Annotated in this window: 18 protein-coding genes; 8 read left to right on the forward strand and 10 right to left on the reverse strand. The window is 54.9% G+C overall.

Features of this window, described 5'->3' with window-relative positions; genetic code table 11:
• Positions 1–9 precede the first annotated feature (9 nt).
• The 5 genes from QMZ30_RS15535 to mntP form a co-directional block, all read right to left on the reverse strand.
• Positions 10–1,875: an ABC transporter ATP-binding protein gene (locus QMZ30_RS15535; RefSeq protein ID WP_283228061.1), complete on the reverse strand. Its 1,866-nt coding sequence runs from the start codon at positions 1,873–1,875 to the stop codon at positions 10–12.
• 15 nt (positions 1,876–1,890) lie between these two features.
• Complete coding sequence (gene dgcA / locus QMZ30_RS15540; protein ID WP_039333363.1) at positions 1,891–2,856, reverse strand: N-acetyl-D-Glu racemase DgcA; 966 nt, start codon at positions 2,854–2,856, stop codon at positions 1,891–1,893.
• A 1-nt stretch (position 2,857) separates the two neighbouring features.
• Positions 2,858–3,865 (reverse strand): N-acetyltransferase DgcN, encoded by a 1,008-nt coding sequence (gene dgcN / locus QMZ30_RS15545; protein ID WP_039333365.1) that lies wholly within the window; start codon positions 3,863–3,865, stop codon positions 2,858–2,860.
• Between the two features lie 407 nt (positions 3,866–4,272).
• On the reverse strand, positions 4,273–4,350 hold the full coding sequence (locus QMZ30_RS25910; protein WP_495524944.1) for a hypothetical protein: 78 nt from the start codon (positions 4,348–4,350) through the stop codon (positions 4,273–4,275).
• A gap of 427 nt (positions 4,351–4,777) precedes the next feature.
• Entirely contained in the window at positions 4,778–5,350 is a 573-nt protein-coding gene (mntP, locus tag QMZ30_RS15550; protein ID WP_283228062.1) for a manganese efflux pump MntP, read from the reverse strand.
• A 283-nt stretch (positions 5,351–5,633) separates the two neighbouring features.
• Here mntP and QMZ30_RS15555 point away from each other — a divergent pair, with 283 nt between their 5' ends.
• Both QMZ30_RS15555 and mqo read left to right on the forward strand, forming a co-directional pair.
• Positions 5,634–5,876 (forward strand): DUF1158 domain-containing protein, encoded by a 243-nt coding sequence (locus tag QMZ30_RS15555; protein WP_283228063.1) that lies wholly within the window; start codon positions 5,634–5,636, stop codon positions 5,874–5,876.
• Between the two features lie 532 nt (positions 5,877–6,408).
• Positions 6,409–8,019: a malate dehydrogenase (quinone) gene (gene mqo, locus QMZ30_RS15560; RefSeq protein WP_283228064.1), complete on the forward strand. Its 1,611-nt coding sequence runs from the start codon at positions 6,409–6,411 to the stop codon at positions 8,017–8,019.
• A gap of 135 nt (positions 8,020–8,154) precedes the next feature.
• On the opposite strand, the gene QMZ30_RS15565 is transcribed toward mqo, so the two are convergent.
• Positions 8,155–8,742, reverse strand: coding sequence for a LysE family translocator (locus tag QMZ30_RS15565; RefSeq protein WP_039333373.1), 588 nt, complete (start codon positions 8,740–8,742; stop codon positions 8,155–8,157).
• Positions 8,743–8,878: 136 nt separating this feature from the next.
• On the opposite strand from QMZ30_RS15565, the gene QMZ30_RS15570 reads away from it, so the two are divergent.
• The gene (locus QMZ30_RS15570; RefSeq protein WP_283228065.1) at positions 8,879–10,369 is read left to right on the forward strand and encodes an aminotransferase-like domain-containing protein; all 1,491 of its coding nucleotides are present in this window, start codon (positions 8,879–8,881) and stop codon (positions 10,367–10,369) included.
• On the opposite strand, the gene QMZ30_RS15575 is transcribed toward QMZ30_RS15570, so the two are convergent.
• The gene (locus QMZ30_RS15575) at positions 10,336–10,959 is read right to left on the reverse strand and encodes a glutathione S-transferase family protein (RefSeq protein ID WP_039333378.1); all 624 of its coding nucleotides are present in this window, start codon (positions 10,957–10,959) and stop codon (positions 10,336–10,338) included. The two genes, QMZ30_RS15570 and QMZ30_RS15575, sit on opposite strands and share 34 nt — an antisense overlap.
• Before the next feature lie 113 nt (positions 10,960–11,072).
• On the opposite strand from QMZ30_RS15575, the gene QMZ30_RS15580 reads away from it, so the two are divergent.
• Positions 11,073–11,921 carry a PhzF family phenazine biosynthesis protein gene (locus tag QMZ30_RS15580; protein WP_283228066.1) on the forward strand — a complete coding sequence of 283 codons (849 nt, stop codon included), beginning with the start codon at positions 11,073–11,075 and terminating at the stop codon, positions 11,919–11,921.
• 135 nt (positions 11,922–12,056) lie between these two features.
• On the opposite strand, the gene QMZ30_RS15585 is transcribed toward QMZ30_RS15580, so the two are convergent.
• A complete protein-coding gene (locus tag QMZ30_RS15585) occupies positions 12,057–12,815 on the reverse strand; it encodes an SDR family NAD(P)-dependent oxidoreductase (protein WP_283228067.1) in 759 nt (252 codons plus the stop codon).
• 115 nt (positions 12,816–12,930) lie between these two features.
• Here QMZ30_RS15585 and QMZ30_RS15590 point away from each other — a divergent pair, with 115 nt between their 5' ends.
• The 3 genes from QMZ30_RS15590 (at position 12,931) to QMZ30_RS15600 (ending at position 16,501) form a co-directional block, all read left to right on the forward strand.
• Positions 12,931–13,830 (forward strand): LysR family transcriptional regulator, encoded by a 900-nt coding sequence (locus QMZ30_RS15590; RefSeq protein WP_039333382.1) that lies wholly within the window; start codon positions 12,931–12,933, stop codon positions 13,828–13,830.
• Positions 13,831–13,875: 45 nt separating this feature from the next.
• The gene (gene yhjD, locus QMZ30_RS15595) at positions 13,876–14,877 is read left to right on the forward strand and encodes an inner membrane protein YhjD (protein WP_039333383.1); all 1,002 of its coding nucleotides are present in this window, start codon (positions 13,876–13,878) and stop codon (positions 14,875–14,877) included.
• A gap of 289 nt (positions 14,878–15,166) precedes the next feature.
• A complete protein-coding gene (locus QMZ30_RS15600) occupies positions 15,167–16,501 on the forward strand; it encodes an MFS transporter (protein WP_039333384.1) in 1,335 nt (444 codons plus the stop codon).
• Between the two features lie 162 nt (positions 16,502–16,663).
• Here QMZ30_RS15600 and ilvC read toward each other — a convergent pair whose 3' ends face one another.
• Complete coding sequence (gene ilvC / locus QMZ30_RS15605; RefSeq protein ID WP_039333385.1) at positions 16,664–18,139, reverse strand: ketol-acid reductoisomerase; 1,476 nt, start codon at positions 18,137–18,139, stop codon at positions 16,664–16,666.
• Between the two features lie 161 nt (positions 18,140–18,300).
• Between ilvC and ilvY the strand changes: the two genes are divergently transcribed.
• Positions 18,301–19,182 (forward strand): HTH-type transcriptional activator IlvY, encoded by an 882-nt coding sequence (gene ilvY / locus QMZ30_RS15610; RefSeq protein ID WP_039333397.1) that lies wholly within the window; start codon positions 18,301–18,303, stop codon positions 19,180–19,182.
• On the opposite strand, the gene ilvA is transcribed toward ilvY, so the two are convergent.
• Positions 19,183–20,730, reverse strand: a complete 1,548-nt coding sequence (ilvA, locus tag QMZ30_RS15615; protein ID WP_039333386.1) for a threonine ammonia-lyase, biosynthetic — start codon at positions 20,728–20,730, stop codon at positions 19,183–19,185.
• Between the last annotated feature and the right edge of the window lie 5 nt (positions 20,731–20,735).

Below are 20,735 nucleotides of genomic sequence, written 5' to 3' on the forward strand. Positions count from 1 at the left end.
TATTGAGCGTTAGCGCGATGCAATGTCGTCAGCGACCCAGTGTTGCGGCGCAACCTGGCGATAACGGGGTTTTGTGACCGTTTCGCCCACTTTGCGCAGCGGCGAGGGGATCTCGCTGTCTTCGAAAATGCGGGATTGACGGTTCTGTGGATCGGCCACCGGCACCGAGGCCAGCAGACGTTGGGTATAAGGATGTTGCGGTTGGTTAAATACCGACTGACGTGGCCCCAGTTCAACAATCTGGCCGAGGTACATCACCGCCACGCGATTGGCGATGCGTTCCACCACCGCCATATCATGCGAGATGAAAATCCAAGCCACGCCGGTTTGCTGTTGCAGGTCCATCATCAGATTCACCACCTGCGCCTGCACCGACACATCCAGTGCGGAAACCGCTTCATCGGCAATGATGACTTTGGGTTTCAACGCCATGGCACGCGCGATGGCGATGCGCTGACGCTGGCCACCAGAGAACTCATGCGGGTAACGCTGGGCATGTTCCGGTAACAGACCGACGCTTTTCAGCAAGGCATTCACCTGCGGCGTGGCTTCCTCCAGCGACTTCACCAAACCGTGCAGCAACAGCGGTTCCGCAATGGTGAACCCAACGGTGAGTCGTGGATTGAGTGAGGCATACGGGTCCTGAAACACCATCTGGATTTCACGACGCAGCGGCTGGAACTGCGCCTCTTTGAGATCGGCGATTTCACTGCCCTGAAAATGGATGCTGTCGGCATGGCTGTTGATCAGACGCATCAGCGCGCGGCCCGTGGTGGATTTGCCACAGCCACTTTCGCCGACAATCGCTAAGGTTTCCCCCGGCCATAAGCTGAAGTCGATCTGTTCGACCGCGTGCACCTGATGCGTCAGCGCGGAGAAGATTCCGCTGCGGATCGGGTAATAGACTTTCAGGCCACGCACATCCAGCAGTGGGGTTTCGTCATAACGGGCGGTGCGCTGTTCCGCGTTATGGCTGGGTTGCGCACCCAGCAACGGGAAACGCTGCGGCCAGCTGTGCTCACGCATATCGCCGAGCTTGGGCACCGCCGCGAGCAGGGCTTGGGTGTAAGGATGTTGAGCGGCGTTGAAAATCTCATCGACCGTACCTTCCTCTACCACTTCACCGCGTAGCATCACCACCACACGGTCGGCGATTTCCGCCACCACGCCCATGTCATGAGTAATAAACAGTACCGCCATCTGCTTTTCACGTTGCAGATCGCGCAGGATGTGAAGAATGCGCGCCTGAACCGTTACGTCCAGTGCGGTGGTCGGTTCATCGGCTATCAACAATTGGGGATCACAGGCCAATGCCTGCGCGATCATCACGCGTTGACGCATGCCACCCGACAGCGAATGCGGGTAACTTTTCATGATGCGATCGACATCAGCAATACGCACCTGGCGCAGCAGTTCACGCGCACGCGCATCCGCCGTGGGCTTATCACACAGCTGATGATCGCGCAGCGCTTCTGTGAGCTGATCGCCCACCCGCAATACCGGGTTGAGCGAGATCATCGGCTCCTGAAAAATCATCGCCATCTCACGGCCGCGTAACGCACGGCGCTGGGTTTCATCCAGCTTCTCCAGGGCGTGCGCTTTGCCTTGGCGATCGCGGAACTGCATGCTGCCGCGATCGATGCGCCCTGATGCCGCCAGCAAGCCCATCACCGCCAGTGACGTGACCGATTTGCCTGAGCCGCTTTCACCCACCACGGCGACAATTTCGCCCGGATGAATCGCAAAACTGATGCCTTTGAGAGCCTGGTTTTCGCCGCTGCGGCCGCGAAACGAGACGCTAAGATCCTGAATCGCGAGGACCGGCGCGGAACCGGCAACGCTGGCGGCGTTGGGAGTAAGTAAAGTGTCCGTCATCGTTGCCTCGTGCGGTTACAGCCGGATCCGGCCTTGAGCGTAGGTAAGGAAAGGTGAGCTATCGGCGGCCAGCCAAATCGGGCCATCCAGATCGACATGCTCGGCGGCAATCGCCACCGGCAGCGCGGCTTCCATCGCCAGTGAAGAGCCCAACATACAGCCCACCATCAAACGCATATCCAGCTTCTGTGCTTCTTCGACCATCGCCAAGGCTTCGGTCAGACCGCCACATTTATCCAGCTTGATATTGATCATCTCGTAGCGATTGCGCAGCTGCGCGATATCTTCACGGGTGTGACAGCTTTCGTCGGCACACACCGGGATAGGATGGGGAAAACGTTGCAGATCCTGATCCTGTCCGGCAGGCAGTGGCTGTTCGACCATGGCGATGTTGTAGGCTTGCAAAGCAGTGAGCAGGCTGTGCAGATCCACACCTGACCAGGCTTCGTTGGCATCAATGATCAGCGTGGCACGCGGTGCAACGGCGCGAATCGCCGCGACCTTCTCCAGAATCTCATCGCGATTAAGCTTGATTTTCAGCAGGATGGCACCGCGTGAAACCGCATCCGCCGCCGCCGCGGCCATGTTTTCCACCGAATCGAGGCTTAAGGTTTCAGCGGTGATCACCGAAGGCGGTGCAACCCGCTCGCACTGTTGCCACAGCGTCTGTTTGGCGAGTGCCGCATCCAGACGCCACAGCGCGCAGTCCAGCGCATTTCGCGCTGAACCCGCAGAGATACGACGTTGCAGATCGAGACGGCTTAAGCCAGCTTCGACATCCTCGCGCAGCGCTTCCAGTTCGGCTTGCACGCTGTCTGGCGTTTCATCGTAGCGCGGCGTCGGTGTGCATTCGCCGCGACCAATAAAACCGTTTTGCTCCAGCGTGACGCGGATGACGGTTACAGCCGTGCGCGTGCCACGTGAGATCGCAAAAGGACGCGCCAGCGGCAGCTCAAGCACTTCAATCTGCATGCGCCGCATCTTAGCCACGCTCCTGCAGCAGCGCAGCGATATCCGCGATACCAAAACGCACCGGATCGGTAGCAGGCACGCCGAATTCGGCACTGACTTCCGCACAGAAGGCGCGCGCTTCCGCTTCGCTGTAGTTGGAGGTGTTGATGGCAAAACCGGCCAGTTGCACATTGTCGCTGGTGACATGAGCGGCGCGCAGGTTGGCTTCAACACAATCTTTCAGGCTGACCATCGGCTGATGCGGCAAATGACGCATATGTGGACGGCCCATTTCATGACACATCACCAGCCAGTGCGGCTGCGCACCATGGATCAAGCCCATGCTGACGCCCGCATAAGAAGGATGGAACAGGGAACCCTGACCTTCCACGATATCCCAGTGGTCGGCGTCATTAGCCGGTGACAGCGCTTCAACCGCACCGGCGATGAAGTCGGCAATCACCGCATCAATCGCAATCCCTTCACCCGCCACCAGAATGCCGGTTTGGCCGGTGGCACGGAAATCAGCTTTCATGCCGCGCTCACGCATCGCGGCTTCCAGTGCCAGTGAGGTGTACATTTTGCCCACCGAGCAGTCGGTGCCAACAGTAAGCACTCGCTTACCTGTACGCTTTTTACCGCTGCCGACATTCAGTTTTGGACGCATATGGCGCAGGTCGAACAGTTCCACACCAAACTCTTGCGCTAACGCCACCAGCTCCGGCTCATCCACCAGACGATGATGCAGCCCACTGGCCACGTTCATTCCGGCTTTAATGGCACCTTTGACGGTTTCAAGCCAGTGCTCAGGCAGATAGCCACCGGCATTCGCGGTGCCGAGTACCAGGGTTTTTGCCCCGCGCTCTTTTGCCGTTGCAATATCGAGCACGTCCAGGCCCAGACTGACAGTACAGCCCGGCAGTTTAATTTCGCCCACGCACTGCTCCGGTCGCCAGACATGAATGCCGCGCGCAGTTTTAGCAGCCAGTGGATCGGTGACATCGCCAAGGAACAGTAAATAGGGTTGAGGGATCAGCATGATGTTTCTCGTTTCAGACGGGTTAGAGGGCCTGAATCGACTATTCCATGCGGAGAAAAAGGTGACGAATGCTTGTTTGGTAGCGGGGTATAACGTCAGGCTATAGCCAGATCAAAAACTGATGGTGCCAGTGCTAAATGAGGGTTTAGAACAGGATTTGTTGAGTATAAAACGTGGAGAGATAAGAAAATCATAGGGCTATTCACTAGTGCAATACCCTAAATAATTCGAATCGCAGCACAAAAGTGCCTTAAGGCGCTTTTGAACAGCGCTTGCGCTGGCCCGCAGGGTGAGGCCGAAGGCCGAATCACGCGGCAAGCGGGTGAATCCCCAGGAGCTTACATCAGTAAGTGACTGGGGTGAGCACGCGCAGCCAACGCAGCTGCGGTTCGAAGTATGACGGGTATTTAGTTAAGTGCGCCTGGCGGGACGTGTTTAAAAGTCTCGACATAGGCGCGGAACACGTAGCGGAAAAAGCGTTTCATGATTACCAGGCTCAAAAATTGTTGAAGAAATATGCGAAAAGTATAACTAACGCGTATTTTTCACGCAAATATTTTTGAACCAGATCACAAAAATGGGGATTCAATACCCAAAATAATTCGAATTGCAGCACAAAAGTGCCTTACGGCGCTTTTGAACAGCGCTTGCGCTGGCCCGAAGGGTGAGGCCGAAGGCCGAATCACGCGGCAAGTGGGTGAATCTCCAGGAGCTTACATCAGTAAGTGACTGGAGTGAGCACGCGCAGCCAACGCAGCTGCGGTTCGAAGTATGACGGGGATTTTATACCCTAAATAATTCGAATTGTAGTAAGGCGGCAAGTGGGTGAATCTCCAGGAGCTTACATCAGTAAGTGACTGGAGTGAGCACGCGCAGCCAACGCAGCTGCGGTTCGAAGTATAACGGGTATAGTTAGCTGAACAGATTCAGATGCTGAATGAGAATGGTACAACCGATACTAATTAACACCACGCCGCCCAACACTTCTGCCCACTTGCCCATCACCGGGCCGATGAAACGTCCCACCATCACGCCGGTGGTCGCCATAATAGTGGTGGCGGCACCAATGGTGACGGCCGTCAGAATAATATTCACCTGCAGGAAGGCGAGGCCTACGCCCACCGCCAACGCATCGAGACTGGTTGCTACCGCTGTCAGTGCCAGCACCATAAAGCCATGACGCTGTGGCGCCTCACACGGCTCATCCGCCGTCTGACGAAAACCTTCCATCATCATTCGGCCGCCGAGTACGGTTAACAGGCCAAATGCCACCCAGTGATCCCAAGCCATAATGTAGCGGCTGGCAGCCAGACCAATGGCCCAGCCAATCAGCGGTGTCAGCATTTCAATGACACCAAAAATTAAGCCCGTGCGTAGCGCTTCTTTGAAATTCGGGCGATGCAAGGATGCGCCTTTGCCCAGTGCTGCAGCGAAAGCGTCCATTGACATACCAAAGGCCAGAATCAGAGTTGCGATAAATGTCATGGGTTTTCAATCAATGCCGCGGAAAAAGCGTTCAAACAGGCAATTTTCCGCATCTATTGTTCAGTAATAAAAAAGTGCGCGCAGTCTAGCACGCAAAAACACCAAAAAAAAGACAGTAAAATCATGGATTTAAGTATAGCAAAGGCTATAACTCTTAACTTGCGCTATTTATGTCGCTAAGTGAATGGAATTGAAGAAAATTCTGAGGCTGGTGCGGCACGGGGATTGCACCCTAACGCCCTTTTGTGCGCTAATGCCCGCGCTTATTGATAGGAAAACTGCGATGAAAAACCCGTTTGAAACGTTAATCATCCCTGGTGGTATTTTGCTGCTGGGCTTTCTCTCTGCCCTGCTGTTGCCAGCACCTCAGTTTGGCGTCACGCTGGCCAAACAACTGCAGGAGAATTTGCATTTGCAGGATGTAAATCAGCTCTACACCATCGTCTTCTGCCTGTGGTTCCTGATTCTCGGCGCGATTGAATTTTTCGTCATCCGTTTCGCCTGGCGCCTCTGGTCCAAGGCATGATGTTATCCGCTGCGTGATGCATTTTTCTTCTGACCAAAGCAGAACGCGGCAGATAATTTAAGATCCACAGGAATGTAACATTATTTTTACAGAACCTGGCGAAACATTGCGCAACAGAAAAAACGCATAAAAAATCAATTTCACATTAAATCAATTTAATCATAATGTTAAGTTGTGAGCCAGCTCACTAAGCAATCATCCCCATGCCTTTTCCTCTCACAATATCGCAACAACTGCGTTACCATAACTCTCTGATTAAGGGATAAAAATCCCTTATACCAGCGGGGTTGAGCTGATTAATTCTTATGCTGAATCATTTCCGCCTTTAAAAAATAAACAAACGTTTAATTCCGATACGAGAATGTTATATTCAAATGCATATGCATAACGTGCAGTTAACCGTTATCGTCCCCATGACTTAAACCTGAGTCTTAACCTTTGAGAAACAGCGCGACGCGCTCGAAAGAAGCGTGGCTGTTTCGCCTGCGAACCTGTTGAGCTTCAGGTCAACAGAGAGAGGAGATGTCGCCTCATGAGCAACACTGCGGTAAACCTGGCGCTAGCCGCCGCTGGCATGGATAGCGCAAAACTTCAGGAACGAAAAGACGTTGACGTTCTGCTGATTGGTGCAGGCGTAATGAGTGCGACTTTAGGCACATGGCTGCAGGATCTGGAGCCAGACTGGTCGATTGAAATGGTGGAACGCCTCGATGATGTCGCGGTGGAGTCCTCCAACGGCTGGAATAATGCCGGTACCGGTCACGCTGCGCTGGCCGAGCTGAACTATACGCCGCAGAAGGCGGATGGCAGCATCGACATTGCCAAAGCGGTGGCGATCAACGAATCCTTCCAGATTTCCCGTCAGTTCTGGGCGTACCACGTTCAGAAGGGCAACCTGCGTAATCCAAAAAGCTTTATTCACAGCACGCCGCATATGAGCTTTGTCTGGGGCGACGATAACGTTGAATTCCTGCGCAAACGTTTCCAGGCACTGCAAAAAAGCACCCTGTTCCGTGGCATGCATTATTCTGAAGACCGCGAACAGATCACCCAGTGGATCCCGCTGGTGATGAACGGGCGCGACAGCAAGCAGAAAGTGGCCGCCACCTGGACCGACATGGGTACTGACGTGAACTTCGGTGAAGTCACGCGCCAGCTGATTGCTTCGCTAGAGAAGAAACCTAACTTCCGCCTGCGTCTGCGCCAGGAAGTGCGTGACATCAAGCGCCTGAGTGATGGTCGCTGGCAGGTCAGCCTGCATAATCTCACCAGCGGTGAAAATCGCGTACTGACCACCCGCCAGCTGTTTATCGGTGCGGGCGGCGCAGCGCTGCCACTGCTGCAGAAATCCGGCATTCCAGAAGTCAAAGGTTATGCCGGCTTCCCGGTGGGCGGCTCTTTCCTGGTGACCGAAAATCCAGACGTGGTGCAGCAGCACATGGCGAAGGTATACGGTAAAGCCAGTGTGGGCGCCCCCCCGATGTCCGTGCCGCACGTCGATACCCGCGTGCTGGATGGCAAACAGGTGCTGCTGTTTGGCCCGTTCGCCACCTTCTCGACTAAGTTCCTGAAGCAAGGCTCGCTGCTGGATATGTTCGGTGCCATGAACACCAGTAACCTGCTGCCGATGGTACAGGTTGGGCTGAAAAGTTTCGATCTGGTGAAATACCTGGTCGATCAGGTATTGCAGAGCGAAGATGATCGTATGGAAGCCCTGCGTGCTTACGTACCTCAAGCGAAGCAGGAAGACTGGCGTCTGGTAACGGCTGGCCAGCGTGTGCAGATCATCAAGAATGACGAGAAAGAGGGCGGCGTGTTGCGCCTTGGCACCGAAGTGGTGACTTCGCAAGATGGCTCGATTTCTGCGTTGCTGGGTGCATCACCGGGCGCTTCAACCGCTGCGCCAATCATGCTGGAGCTGATGGCGAAAGCCTTCCCAGAGCAGATGCGTTCGCCTGAGTGGCAGACCAAAATCCGTGCGGTGATCCCAACCTGGGGCCGCAAGATGAATGGTGATGTGGCGCTGACCGAGAAGATTCTGGCGGAAACCAGCCGCGTACTGCAACTCGATTACGCGCCTGCGGTCACCCCAGACGCCGCGAACGACGAAGCGCGCGAAACCGCTCACGTGGTGGGGAAGTAACCCGGCAATCTTGATTGCCAGAGAATATCGATAAGGCCGCGCAAGCGGCCTTTTTTATGTGAGGTGCGCATGAACGCGCACACTACGAAATAGGGTTTTACGTTCAGTTAAAGACGCAATTATGCGTACCTCAATTTAACTCAGTAACACCGCGTCATACAACATCCATCCGGTTGTCGCGACCAGCGACAGCGCCATCAGGCTATTAAATGCCTGACGTTTCCACGCCACCTGCAAATGCGTGCGCAGACGATCGCCCAACGCGGCCCAGATCAGGATGCAGGGCAAGTTCAGCGCGGCGAACCCCAGCAGAACCGTTATCACGCCATTGCTGTTGGCATACATCAATGCCACGTTAGTCACCATTAACCAGGCCTTCGGATTCACCGCCTGAAAACAGATCCCGCCCACCAGCGTCATAGGGCGAGGGCGTTCACGCGCTTCTGGGGCAGCGGCGCGGAAGATTTTCCAGGATAACCACAGTAAATAACTGCACCCCACTACCGTTAACGGCAACCGGATCGATGCCATCCAGTGCAGCAGCAGGTCCAACGCCATGCTCGCCAGTAGCATCTGTACTGCACATCCCAGCAGAATGCCGAACAGCATGGGCAGAGTGCGCTTAAAGCCAAAATTTACGCCCGACGTGGCCAGCAACAAGTTGTTCGGACCTGGCGTGATCGACATGACGGTGACGTAGCTAAAGAAAGAGGGGTCGAGCATGGTGCGTTCCTTGATGGTCCAGAGTTAACACCATGCTAATGTGTGCAGCGCAATGGAAACAGAGACACAAAACGACTATTGTGATGGATACAGTTGTGAATAATTTAAATTGTACCCATCGCGCGTGGAGGCTTTTGTGTCCCTTCCCCTTTCATCGGGTCAAACCCTGTATCAACAGTTGGCAGATAGCTTTGCCGAGTCGATCCATCAAGGCACGTTGAAGCCGGGTAAACGCCTGCCCGCCATTCGCCGTGTGGCGCAGTCACATCAGGTAAGCGTGAATACGGTACTGAATGCATGGCAAATTCTCGAAGATCGCGGCCTGATTGAAGCCAGACCGCAATCGGGCTACTACGTGCGCGGCGTTCTGCCAGCGGTTGTTCGTCCGATAAAACCTTTACCCGCGAAAATGAACGATCCCAGCACGCAGAAACTGGACCTGATCGAGCAGGTCTTTGCGGCACAGAACAATCCGGACTACACCAATATTTCCCTGGCCTGCCCGCAGGACAGTGAGCTGTTCCCGTCGGTGCGTTTAGCGCGTATTACCGCCTCCTTGTTACGTCGCGATCCTGCCATGCTGGGACGTTATGCCCTTCCGCCGGGTAGTGAGCGCTTACGGGAGGAGATTGCGCGACGCAGTCTGCATACCGGCATCAATCTTACGGCGCAAGAGGTCACCCTCACCCACGGCTGCATGGAAGCGCTGCAACTGGCGTTGCGGGCGGTGACAAAACCCGGTGACTGCGTGGGTCTGGAGTCCCCTACCTACTTCTTCCTGTTCCCGCTGTTGGCCTCGCTCGGTTTGAAAGCGCTGGAGATACCGACCGATCCAGAGCAAGGCTTGTCGCTGGATGCGCTAGAGATGCTGCTGCAAGAGAAACGTATTCAGGCGCTGATCGCCATGCCAGGTGCGCAGAACCCACTCGGCTATGTGATGCCGCTGGAGAATAAAAAGCGGCTGGCGAAGTTAGTGAACACTTACCACATACCGCTTATCGAAGATGGTTTGTATGACGAGTTGCAGTTTGACTGGCCGCTGTCGCCGCCGGTGAAAGCCTTTGATAGCGAAGGCTGGGTGATTTACTGCACCAGCTTCACCAAAACGGTGGCACCGGATTTCCGCGTGGGCTGGACGGCCGCAGGCCGCTTTCATGACACCATTGCGCGCTTGAAAGCGGTGTCATCGATGACGGAGTCAAAGCTCCTGAGTGAAACGCTGGCCGAATTTCTCGCCAGCGGCGGGTACGATCACCATCTGCGTTCACTGCGACGCCGTTATGCCGCCAATCTTGATGCCGCACGCGGCATTATGGCGCGGCATTTTCCCGTGGGCACGCGCGCTACCCTGCCGCGCGGTGGCTTTGTGTTCTGGGTGGAGCTGCCAGGTAAGGTCGATACCGTGGAGATGTTTCATCGGTTATTGCAGGAGCAGATTTGTGTCACGCCGGGTGCGCTGTACACGTTGAGCGATCGTTACAAGCACGCGCTGCGTCTCTCTTGCTGCTATCCGTTTGATGAGCGCTATACGTGGGCGATAAAACGTACCGGCGCGCTGGCCTGTGAAATCACAGGCCTTGCGCCAGGGCAGGATCAAGGTTTGCCGTTGCGGCCCCAGGTGGTGTAACCCTCACGCTCGGTCAGGCGCTCGTAATAGAGCTGCACGGCCGGGAAATCAGGGTGCTCGAGAGGCGTTTCAAACCAGCGGTTCACCGCAAGGCCGACAGGAATATCGGCCAGTGAGAAGTTGCGGCCTGCGACATAGCGCCCGGTTTTTTGCAGATGCTGGTCGAGAATATTCATGGTGTGCGTCCAGCCTTTTATGGCGGCCGCCAGTAGACGCGGATCCTGATGCGCCGGCGAGTTACGCACCAACGACATAAACGCATAACGCCATGAGGTGTTGAGTTCCGTGGCTTGCCAGTCAATCCACTGATCGACCGGCGCACGCGCACGCGGGTTTTCAGGGTAGAGCCAGTCTCCACCATTGCTGTTGGCGAGATAGCGCAAAATGGCGTTGGATTCCCACATCACGAAGTCATCTTCGATGATGACCGGCACCATGGCATTGGGATTAAGCGCCATAAATTCCGCCGAGTGCAGTGATAGTGGGTCTTCACCCCAAGGTTCGTGCTCATACTCGAGGTCGAGTTCGGAGCACAGCCACAGAACTTTGCGCACGTTGATTGATGAAGTACGACCCAAGACTTTTAACATAGCGGACTCCGATTCCAGAATTCTTAATCTATTCATAGCCCTGTTGCTGCGCTTTCGCAATCAGCAGGATGTAAATCCCAATTTCAGACAACCTCAACGAGCAAGGAGAGACAATGAAAGTCGCGTTTAAGCAGGTGGATGTATTTACCTCATCAGCGTTTAAGGGCAATCCGCTGGCGGTGATCATGGATGCACAGGGATTAAGCGATGCGCAGTTGGCCGCGATCGCGCGCTGGACCAATTTGTCGGAAACCACCTTTGTGCTCCCGCCTCAAGATGCCGCAGCGGATTACCGGGTGCGCATTTTTACCACCGAAGGAGAGTTGCCCTTTGCTGGTCATCCCACCCTCGGTACCGCGCACGCGCTGCTGGAAGCGGGTTGGACGGTAAAAACGCCGGGTAAAATCGTGCAAGAGTGCGGTGTCGGCTTGGTTGACGTGCGCATCAGCGAAGATGGCGCTCTGGCTTTTTCCGCACCGGAAGTCACGCTGACACCCTTTGATGATGCACTGATGAGCAGCGCGCTGAACAGTGAAGCTTTTGACGCCAGCCAGACGCCCACCATCGTGGATATGGGAATTCGCTGGCTGCTGATTCCGATGCGTAGCGCGCAGTCAGTGCTGGGTGTTCAGGCCAACGCAGCGGATCTTCAGCGTTTGCACAAACACGCCGACGTCAATGGCACCGCCATTTTTGGCCCACTGCCTGCTGATTGCAGTGAACAGTTTGAAGTGCGCGCGTTGCTGGTTGAGAACGGCAGTTTGACCGAAGATCCGGTCACTGGCAGCGCCAACGCCTGCCTGGCGCGCTACTTTGCCGCGCAGGGTAAAACGCAGGATTATCGCGCACGTCAGGGCAGCGCCATTCAGCGTGAAGGACGGATTGAGGTGAGCTTCCGCGACGATAAAATTTGGATTGGTGGCCAGACCGTGACGGTGATTGATGGCACCATTGATCTGTAAGACGCATCAAGGCATGAAAATGCAGCCATTCATGTCAATTAAGCGCTTATCGGTCGCCATAAATGGCGACCGTACAGCGTTGAATGCGTTTTTCGTGGGGTGCGCATTTATGCGCACCTCCAAAATCGCGCAAGATTACAGCGCCTGACCACCTGACGCTTCAATACGCTGCGCGTTAACCCAGCCAGTTTCATCGCTCAGGATCGCGCTGATGGCATCGCCGATATCATCCGGCAAGCCCACACGACCCAGCGCGGTGACAGAGGCAATATGGTTATTGAGATCTTTGGTGTCACGAACACGCCCCCCGCCGAAATCCGTTTCAATCGCACCCGGTGCCAGAATGTTGACGCGAATCCGGCGCTCTCCCAACTCTTTCGCCTGATAGCGCGTTAACACTTCCATGGCGCCTTTGATCGAGGCGTAAGTACCTGAACCCGGCAGCGTCATACGGGTTAATCCGCTGGAGATATTCAGGATGCGGCCACCATCCGCAATCAGTGGCAGTAACTTCTGCGTCAGGAAGAACGGCCCTTTCAGGTGCACATTCACCAACGCATCGAATTCGTCTTCAGTGGTCTCAGCAAACAGCTTATAGTGACCGTGACCCGCATTGTTCACTAAATAATCAAAACTATCACGCTGCCAGGTTTTCTGCAGTGTCTCTTTGACCTGTGCCACGAAGCTATCAAAGGTGCTGCTATCGCCCACATCCAGCTGCAGCGCCACCGCACGCGCCCCCAGCGCTTCAATCTCTTGTACTACGGCTTGCGCTTCTTCAGCGTGACCACGATAGGTAAACAGAATATCGGTGCCTTTAGCCGCCAGTTTCAGCGCACCATTCTTGCCTAAACCGCGGTTGCCGCCGGTAATCAATGCAATTTTATGACTCATGTTTCGCTCCAGTTGGAAAATTGAACACGGGTTAAGGATATTCGCGAATAATTGATCTATAAACGCATAGGAATACGCAGCACTGTTTCACTAACAACAACAATCGGTGAACAACATGGATAAAATTCACGCAATGCAGGTTTTTGTGCGGGTGGCAGAAATGGGCAGTTTTACCCGTGCGGCAGAAAGTCTGGGTTTGCCTAAAGGCAGCGTATCCCGCCAGTTGCAGGCGCTGGAAAATCAAATGGGCACGCGTCTGCTCCACCGCACCACGCGCCGCGTACACCTCACCCAAGATGGGTTGGTGTATTACGATCGCTGTCTCGATTTGCTGTCGATGCTCGACGACATGGACAGCCTGTTCCAGCACGATCCCGCAACCTTGAGCGGCAAACTGCGTGTCGATATGTCGGTCGCCATGGCCACCGGTTTTGTCCTGCCTCGTCTGCCAGAGTTCCTGCAACATTATCCCGGCGTTGAGATTGAGCTTAGCAGCAGCGACCGTCAGGTGGATGTGATTCGCGAAGGGTTTGACTGCGTGATTCGGGTGGGTGAGCTGAAAGATTCTGGCCTGATCGCGCGTAAAATCGGATCACATGCCTTGATTAACTGTGCCAGCCCCGATTACCTTTCCCGCTTCGGCATGCCGGTGCGTCTGGAAGACCTGGCGCAACACGCGATGGTGCATTACACCCAGCAACTTGGGCAGCCATCCTTAGGTTTTGAATATTTCGATGGCAAGCAGTGTCACTACGTACAAACCGGTGGCGTGGTGACCGTGAACAGCACGGAAACTTACCGCGCCGCCTGTATTGCCGGGCTGGGCATTATTCAGGTACCGGCAATCGGTGTGCAGCCACTGCTGGAGTCAGGCCAGTTGGTGGAGGTACTGCATCACTTCCCGGCGAAGCCCATGCCGATTTCGCTGCTTTATCCCCATCGTCGCAATGTCGCGCGTCGTGTGCGGGTATTTATGGAGTGGTTAAGTCAGGTCTTGCAGGAGTATGTGACATAGCAGGCTATAATTTTAATTTCGCAGTGAACAGGATGCATATCGTCTATGACAGACAAACCCACTAAAGACCCTGCGGCTGATAAAAAGCCGCTGATTGATATTAAGACCGGCAACAAAACCGTGGATGGTTCAATTCAGAACGTTTCACGCTTTGCGGCCTGGTTTCAGGCCATCCCGGCGGTGGCGCATTTTATGCGCGCACTGGAACGTTTTAACGATCGTCTCGGCAGTCAGTTTGGCGCGGCGATCACCTACTTCTCTTTCCTGTCACTGATACCGATTTTGATGGTCTCCTTTGCGGCGGTCGGCTTTGTACTGGCGTCGAATCAGGATTTACTCTCAGAGTTGATCAACAAAATCGTGAACAGTATCAGTGACCCCACGCTGGCCAATACCCTGAAAAATACCGTGAATACCGCGATTCAGCAGCGTGCCACCGTAGGCTTGACCGGTTTGCTGCTGGCGCTCTACTCCGGCATAAACTGGATGGGTAATTTGCGCGAGGCGGTGCGCGCCCAGTCACGCGATGTATGGGAGCGCACACCTGATGACCAAGAAAAAATCTGGAAGAAATATGCCCGTGATTTACTGTCACTGCTCGGTTTGATGCTGGCGCTGGTGATTACGCTGTCACTGACCTCGATTGCCGGTGCCGCACAAAACGCCATCGTCAATGCCTTAGGGCTGGAAGATATCGAGTGGTTGCGACCGGCGATGACCATCATTGCGCTGTCGATCTCCATCTTCGCCAACTATCTGCTATTCCTGTGGATTTTCTGGATTCTGCCGCGCCACAAGCCGCGTAAAAAAGCGCTGTTCCGTGGCACGCTGCTGGCGGCGATTGGCTTTGAGGTGATTAAGTTTGTCATGACGCTGACGCTGCCGAAACTGGCGACCTCGCCGTCTGGTGCCGCCTTTGGTTCCGTGCTGGGGTTAATGGCATTTTTCTACTTCTTTGCACGCCTGACCCTGTTCTGCGCAGCGTGGATCGCCACGGCAAAGTACAAGGATGATAAGGAATTGCCACCGCCGCATCCGGGCAAATAAGCGAGCAAGTTTGTTACATTTTCCGCAACAGCTAAAAATGTTTCCTACTGGCTACAATTTCAGCAAAAACCAGCAGGAAACGCTAAAGGGTCACTTTAATTTGGCCCTTTTGCAGAGATTCCCGCCAAAAAAGTGACACTTCCCGTTCCCATCCGCCGCCGATTGCCACAACTCAGAAATTATCCACTTTTTCGCCGAAAATGCCTGTTCTGACGCGGTTTTTCGCCATTGAATGCAGCAAAACAGGTGCGTAAGATTCTCTGTCTACATTTACAATTAAGAAACAGTTATGCAAGCCTCCATCACAGAAACACTCGACAATAAACACGACGACACGCCCGTCAATTCCCGTGGCAAAGTGGTCGTGGCATCGCTTGTCGGTACCGCCATCGAATTCTTCGATTTCTATATTTATGCCACTGCGGCCGTCATCATCTTCCCGCATATTTTCTTCCCGCAGGGCGATCCTACCGTTGCCACGCTACAGTCGCTGGCTACCTTTGCTATCGCCTTCGTCGCGCGCCCAATTGGTTCTGCGCTGTTCGGACACTTTGGCGATCGCGTGGGCCGTAAAGCGACCCTGGTTGCGTCACTCCTCACTATGGGCGTCTCCACTGTTTTGATCGGCTTGCTGCCGAGCTACCAAACCATTGGTGTTGCCGCGCCGCTGCTGTTAGCGCTGGCGCGTTTTGGTCAGGGCCTGGGATTAGGCGGCGAATGGGGCGGTGCTGCACTGTTGGCCACCGAAAATGCCCCAGCGAAGAAACGCGCGCTGTATGGTTCGTTCCCACAACTGGGCGCACCAATTGGCTTCTTCTTCGCTAACGGCACCTTCCTGCTGCTCTCCTGGCTGCTGACCGATGAGCAGTTTATGAGCTGGGGCTGGCGTGTACCCTTTATCCTCTCTGCCGTCCTGGTGTTGATTGGCCTGTATGTGCGTGTATCACTGCATGAAAGCCCGGTATTTGCCAAAGTGCAGAAAGAGAACAAGCAAGTCAAAATGCCGATTGGCACGCTGCTGAGTAAGCATCTGACCGCGACCATTCTCGGCACCTTCATCATGCTGGCTACCTATACGCTGTTCTACATCATGACCGTCTACTCCATGAGCTACGGCACAGCACCTGCACCTGCGGGCTTGGGCTATTCACGTAATAGCTTCCTGTGGATGTTGATGGTGGCGGTGATTGGTTTTGGCGTGATGGTGCCGATTGCCGGTCTGCTGGCAGATCGTTATGGTCGCCGTCGTACCATGATCACTATTACGCTGATGATTATCGCCTTTGCCCTGATGTTCCCTGTGCTGCTGGGTTCAGGTTCGCAGATTCTGGTGATGGGCTTCCTGCTGCTGGGCCTGAGCATTATGGGGCTGACGTTTGGCCCAATGGGCGCTCTGCTGCCGGAACTGTTCCCGACTGAAGTGCGTTATACCGGCGCGTCATTCTCATACAACCTGTCGTCGATTTTGGGCGCGTCCGTGGCACCGTATATCGCCACCTGGCTGAATGCGAACTACGGTTTGCAGGCCGTGGGCTTCTATCTGGCATCCATGGCGGTACTGACGCTGATCGCGCTGATTGCCTGTAAAGAGACGCGTAATCAGACGCTGTATGAAGCGGTGTGATGGTTGCTGTTAGCGTGATAAAACCCGGCTCAGGCCGGGTTTTTTATTGGCTGGGGTTGGGTGCGGTTTGCACGGTGTTAACACCAAAGTACGGATTCCAGATATAAAAAAACCCCGGCAAGCCGGGGTTCTTCGTGTGCTGAAAACGGTGTCGTATGTGGCTTAGCCAGCAACCGCGATACGTTTCATGTCAGTCATGTAGCCACGCAGTTTACGGCCAACCGATTCGATTGGGTGCTGACGAACGGCTTCGTTAACGTCACGCAGTTGCGCGTTATCAACCTGAGTGCCTTCAATCGCTTTGCCCAGATCGCCCGGCTGCAGGGTGGTCATGAACTCTTTCAGCAGCGGTACGGCCGCGAAGGAGAACAGGTAGTTACCGTATTCTGCGGTATCAGAGATAACCACGTTCATTTCATACAGACGCTTACGTGCGATGGTGTTCGCGATCAGCGGCAGCTCGTGCAGTGATTCGTAGTAAGCAGACTCTTCGATGATGCCCGCGTCGATCATGGTTTCAAACGCCAGCTCAACGCCCGCTTTCACCATCGCAACCATCACAACGCCTTTATCGTAGTATTCCTGCTCTTCGATTTTACCGTCGAACTGTGGTGCGTTTTCGAATGCAGTTGCACCGGTCTCTTCACGCCAGGTCAGCAGGTTTTTGTCGTCGTTGGCCCAGTCAGCCATCATGCCTGAAGAGAATTCGCCAGAAATGATGTCATCCATATGCTTCTGGAACAGTGGCGCCATGATGGTTTTCAACTGCTCAGACAGCGCATAAGCACGGATTTTCGCCGGGTTAGACAGGCGATCCATCATCAGGGTGATGCCACCAAACTTCAGTGATTCGGTGATGGTTTCCCAACCGAACTGAATCAGTTTTTCGGTGTAAGCTGCATCGTGACCTTCAGCCACCAGCTTGTCGAAGCACAGCAGAGAACCGGCCTGCAGCATACCGCACAGGATAGTCTGCTCGCCCATCAGGTCAGATTTCACTTCTGCAACGAAGGAAGACTCCAGCACGCCCGCACGGTCACCGCCGGTTGCCGCAGCCCAGGCTTTAGCAATCGCCAGGCCTTCGCCTTTAGGATCGTTTTCTGGGTGAACGGCGATCAGGGTTGGTACACCGAAACCACGCTTGTACTCTTCACGCACTTCAGTACCAGGGCACTTCGGCGCCACCATCACTACGGTGATGTCTTTACGGATGGTCTCGCCTGATTCAACAATATTGAAACCGTGTGAGTAACCCAGTGCTGCGCCATCTTTCATCAGTGGCTGAACCGCTTTAACGACTGCAGAGTGCTGCTTGTCTGGCGTCAGGTTAACGACCAGATCCGCCTGCGGGATCAGCTCTTCGTAAGTACCCACTTTAAAACCGTTATCGGTCGCTTTGCGGAAAGAAGCACGCTTCTCAGCAATCGCTTCGGCACGCAGTGCATAAGCAATATCCAGACCGGAGTCACGCATGTTCAGACCCTGGTTAAGGCCCTGTGCGCCACAGCCAACGATAACGACTTTTTTGCCTTTCAGGAAGCTTGCGCCATCTGCGAACTCATCGCGTGACATGAAACGACATTTGCCCAACTGCGCTAACTGGTTGCGCAGATTCAATGTGTTGAAGTAGTTAGCCATGGGTACTCCGGTTAGATGTTGTGTTTGCTTTTGTTCAGTAACGACACTGCGTTCAGTGCCGCGAATGACCCCATCATATGACAGGAAATCCGTTGCTTAAATTGATATATTAACAACGTCACATTGCAGAATTTGCAACAACACGTTGAGGTGAAATGCGCATGGATTTACGAGACCTGAAACTCTTTCTTCATCTGGCCGAAAGCTGCCATTTTGGCCGCACCGCGCGTGCCATGCATGTTAGCCCATCCACGCTATCCCGCCAGATTCAGCGCCTGGAAGAAGATGTCGGTCACGCTTTGTTTCTGCGTGATAACCGCACGGTCACGCTCACGGAAGCGGGAGAGCGCCTCAAACAATTTGCTCAGCAAACCTTGCTGCAGTATCAGCAACTGCGCCACGTGATGGATCTGAATGGACCATCGCTCAGCGGTGAGCTGCGCCTGTTCTGCTCAGTCACCGCGGCCTATAGTCATCTACCGCCGATTCTCGACCGCTTCCGTGCTGAGCATCCGCAGGTGGAGATCAAACTCACCACCGGTGACGCCGCCGACGCGATTGAAATGGTGCAATCCGGCGAAGCGGATCTGGCGATCGCCGGTCGTCCCGAGTCGTTGCCTGCCAGCATAGATTTTACGCCATTAGGCATCATTCCGCTGGTGCTGATCGCCCCGGCGCTGCCTTGTCCAGTGCGCAGCCAGGCCACTCAGGACGATCCAGACTGGTCACAGATTCCGTTTATTCTGCCGGAACAAGGGCCTGCGCGACGCGGTATTGATTTGTGGTTCCGTCGCCATCGCATTCCCAATCCGCAAATTTACGCCACGGTCTCTGGGCATGAGGCGATTGTTTCGATGGTGGCGCTGGGATGTGGTATTGCGTTGTTGCCGGATGTGGTGCTGGAGAACAGCCCGGAACCGGTGCGTAATCGTGTGTTGACGCTGGAGAATGTCGAGTCGGTCGCGCCGCTTGAATTAGGCGTGTGCGTACAAAAAAAGCGGCTCGGGGAGCCGCTTATCAATGCGTTCTGGAACCTGCTGTAACTACTGCCCGGCGAGGAAGAAGCGGAATGCCGGGTTGTTCGCCTCATCGTGCCACTCGTAACCCAACGCAGTGAGATGGGTGTCGAAATTCGGCTCCTGGTCATTAGCTTCGAATGCCACCAGCACGCGGCCAAAATCGGTACCGTGGCTGCGATAGTGGAACAGTGAGATATTCCAGTGCGCGCCGAGCGTCTGCAAAAACTTCAGCAGTGCGCCCGGTGCTTCCGGGAATTCAAAACTGAACAGGCGCTCACGCAGCGGTTTCGACGGACGTCCACCGACCATGTAGCGCACATGCAGTTTTGCCATTTCGTCGTCCGACAGATCCACGACGTTATAGCCACTTTCAGTCAATTGGTTGATGATTTCGCTGCGCTCTTCCAGCCCGCGTGTTAAGCGCACACCGACGAAGATGCAGGCGTTATCCGCATCCGCATAACGGTAGTTGAACTCGGTGATGGAGCGACCACCCAGCGTCTGGCAGAATTTGAGGAAACTGCCCTGCTGCTCTGGGATCGTCACCGCCAGTAACGCCTCGCGCTGTTCGCCAATTTCACAGCGTTCCGACACATAGCGCAGACCGTGGAAGTTGACGTTCGCGCCCGACAAGACGTGCGCCAGGCGCTCGCCTTTGATGTCGTGCTGCTGGATATACTTCTTCATACCCGCCAGCGCCAGCGCACCTGAAGGTTCCGCCACCGCACGCACGTCTTCAAACAGGTCTTTCACCGCTGCGCAGATGGCATCGCTATCTACGGTGATGATGTCGTCGAGATACTCTTTGCACAGACGGAACGTTTCACTGCCGATGCGCTTTACCGCCACACCTTCAGCAAACAAGCCGACGCGTGCCAAATCCACCGGCTCACCGGCATCCAGTGCCGCTTTCAGGCAGGCTGAATCTTCCGACTCCACCGCGATCACTTTGATCTGCGGCATCAGCTGTTTGATCAGCACGGCCACACCCGCTGCCAGACCGCCGCCACCGACCGGCACGAATACCCGATCGATATGCGCATCTTGTTGCAGCAGTTCCATCGCCAGCGTGCCCTGCCCGGCAATCACCGCCGGATGGTCGAACGGATGGACAAAGGTGTACCCCTGCTGCTCAGCCAGCTCAATCGCTTTGGCTTTCGCCTCATCGAAATTGGCACCAAACAGATAAGCCTCACCGCCAAATGCGCGCACTGCATCAACCTTGATGTCTGCCGTGGCCAACGGCATCACAATCAGTGATTTGATGCCCAGCGTGCTGGCTGAAAGCGCCACACCCTGCGCGTGGTTGCCGGCCGAAGCCGTGATCACGCCGCGTGCTTTTTGCTCTTCAGTCAGTCCGGCAATCATCGCGTACGCCCCACGCAGCTTAAAGCTGTGTACTGGCTGGCGATCCTCGCGCTTCACCAAAATGGTGTTGCCGAGACGCGATGAAATTTTTTCCATTTTTTGCAGCGGCGTGACCTGGGCAATTTCGTACACAGGGGCACGCAGCACCGCGCGCAAATACTCCGCGCCGTTCGGCGACGCGGGTAGCGGTTGAGACTCAGCCATCAGTT

The organism is Pantoea sp. EA-12 (genome assembly GCF_030053355.1).
Classification (GTDB): Bacteria; Pseudomonadota; Gammaproteobacteria; order Enterobacterales; family Enterobacteriaceae; genus Pantoea; species Pantoea vagans_C.

What these genes read in the sequence shown, in the direction of transcription:
- QMZ30_RS15535 (WP_283228061.1), bottom strand. Translation starts at nt 1,875, where the DNA reads ATGACGGACACTTTACTTACTCCCAACGCCGCCAGCGTTGCCGGTTCC.
- dgcA (WP_039333363.1), bottom strand. Translation starts at nt 2,856, where the DNA reads ATGCGGCGCATGCAGATTGAAGTGCTTGAGCTGCCGCTGGCGCGTCCT.
- dgcN (WP_039333365.1), bottom strand. Translation starts at nt 3,865, where the DNA reads ATGCTGATCCCTCAACCCTATTTACTGTTCCTTGGCGATGTCACCGAT.
- QMZ30_RS25910 (WP_495524944.1), bottom strand. Translation starts at nt 4,350, where the DNA reads ATGAAACGCTTTTTCCGCTACGTGTTCCGCGCCTATGTCGAGACTTTT.
- mntP (WP_283228062.1), bottom strand. Translation starts at nt 5,350, where the DNA reads ATGACATTTATCGCAACTCTGATTCTGGCCTTTGGTATGTCAATGGAC.
- QMZ30_RS15555 (WP_283228063.1), top strand. Translation starts at nt 5,634, where the DNA reads ATGAAAAACCCGTTTGAAACGTTAATCATCCCTGGTGGTATTTTGCTG.
- mqo (WP_283228064.1), top strand. Translation starts at nt 6,409, where the DNA reads ATGAGCAACACTGCGGTAAACCTGGCGCTAGCCGCCGCTGGCATGGAT.
- QMZ30_RS15565 (WP_039333373.1), bottom strand. Translation starts at nt 8,742, where the DNA reads ATGCTCGACCCCTCTTTCTTTAGCTACGTCACCGTCATGTCGATCACG.
- QMZ30_RS15575 (WP_039333378.1), bottom strand. Translation starts at nt 10,959, where the DNA reads ATGTTAAAAGTCTTGGGTCGTACTTCATCAATCAACGTGCGCAAAGTT.
- QMZ30_RS15580 (WP_283228066.1), top strand. Translation starts at nt 11,073, where the DNA reads ATGAAAGTCGCGTTTAAGCAGGTGGATGTATTTACCTCATCAGCGTTT.
- QMZ30_RS15585 (WP_283228067.1), bottom strand. Translation starts at nt 12,815, where the DNA reads ATGAGTCATAAAATTGCATTGATTACCGGCGGCAACCGCGGTTTAGGC.
- QMZ30_RS15590 (WP_039333382.1), top strand. Translation starts at nt 12,931, where the DNA reads ATGGATAAAATTCACGCAATGCAGGTTTTTGTGCGGGTGGCAGAAATG.
- yhjD (WP_039333383.1), top strand. Translation starts at nt 13,876, where the DNA reads ATGACAGACAAACCCACTAAAGACCCTGCGGCTGATAAAAAGCCGCTG.
- QMZ30_RS15600 (WP_039333384.1), top strand. Translation starts at nt 15,167, where the DNA reads ATGCAAGCCTCCATCACAGAAACACTCGACAATAAACACGACGACACG.
- ilvC (WP_039333385.1), bottom strand. Translation starts at nt 18,139, where the DNA reads ATGGCTAACTACTTCAACACATTGAATCTGCGCAACCAGTTAGCGCAG.
- ilvY (WP_039333397.1), top strand. Translation starts at nt 18,301, where the DNA reads ATGGATTTACGAGACCTGAAACTCTTTCTTCATCTGGCCGAAAGCTGC.
- ilvA (WP_039333386.1), bottom strand. Translation starts at nt 20,730, where the DNA reads ATGGCTGAGTCTCAACCGCTACCCGCGTCGCCGAACGGCGCGGAGTAT.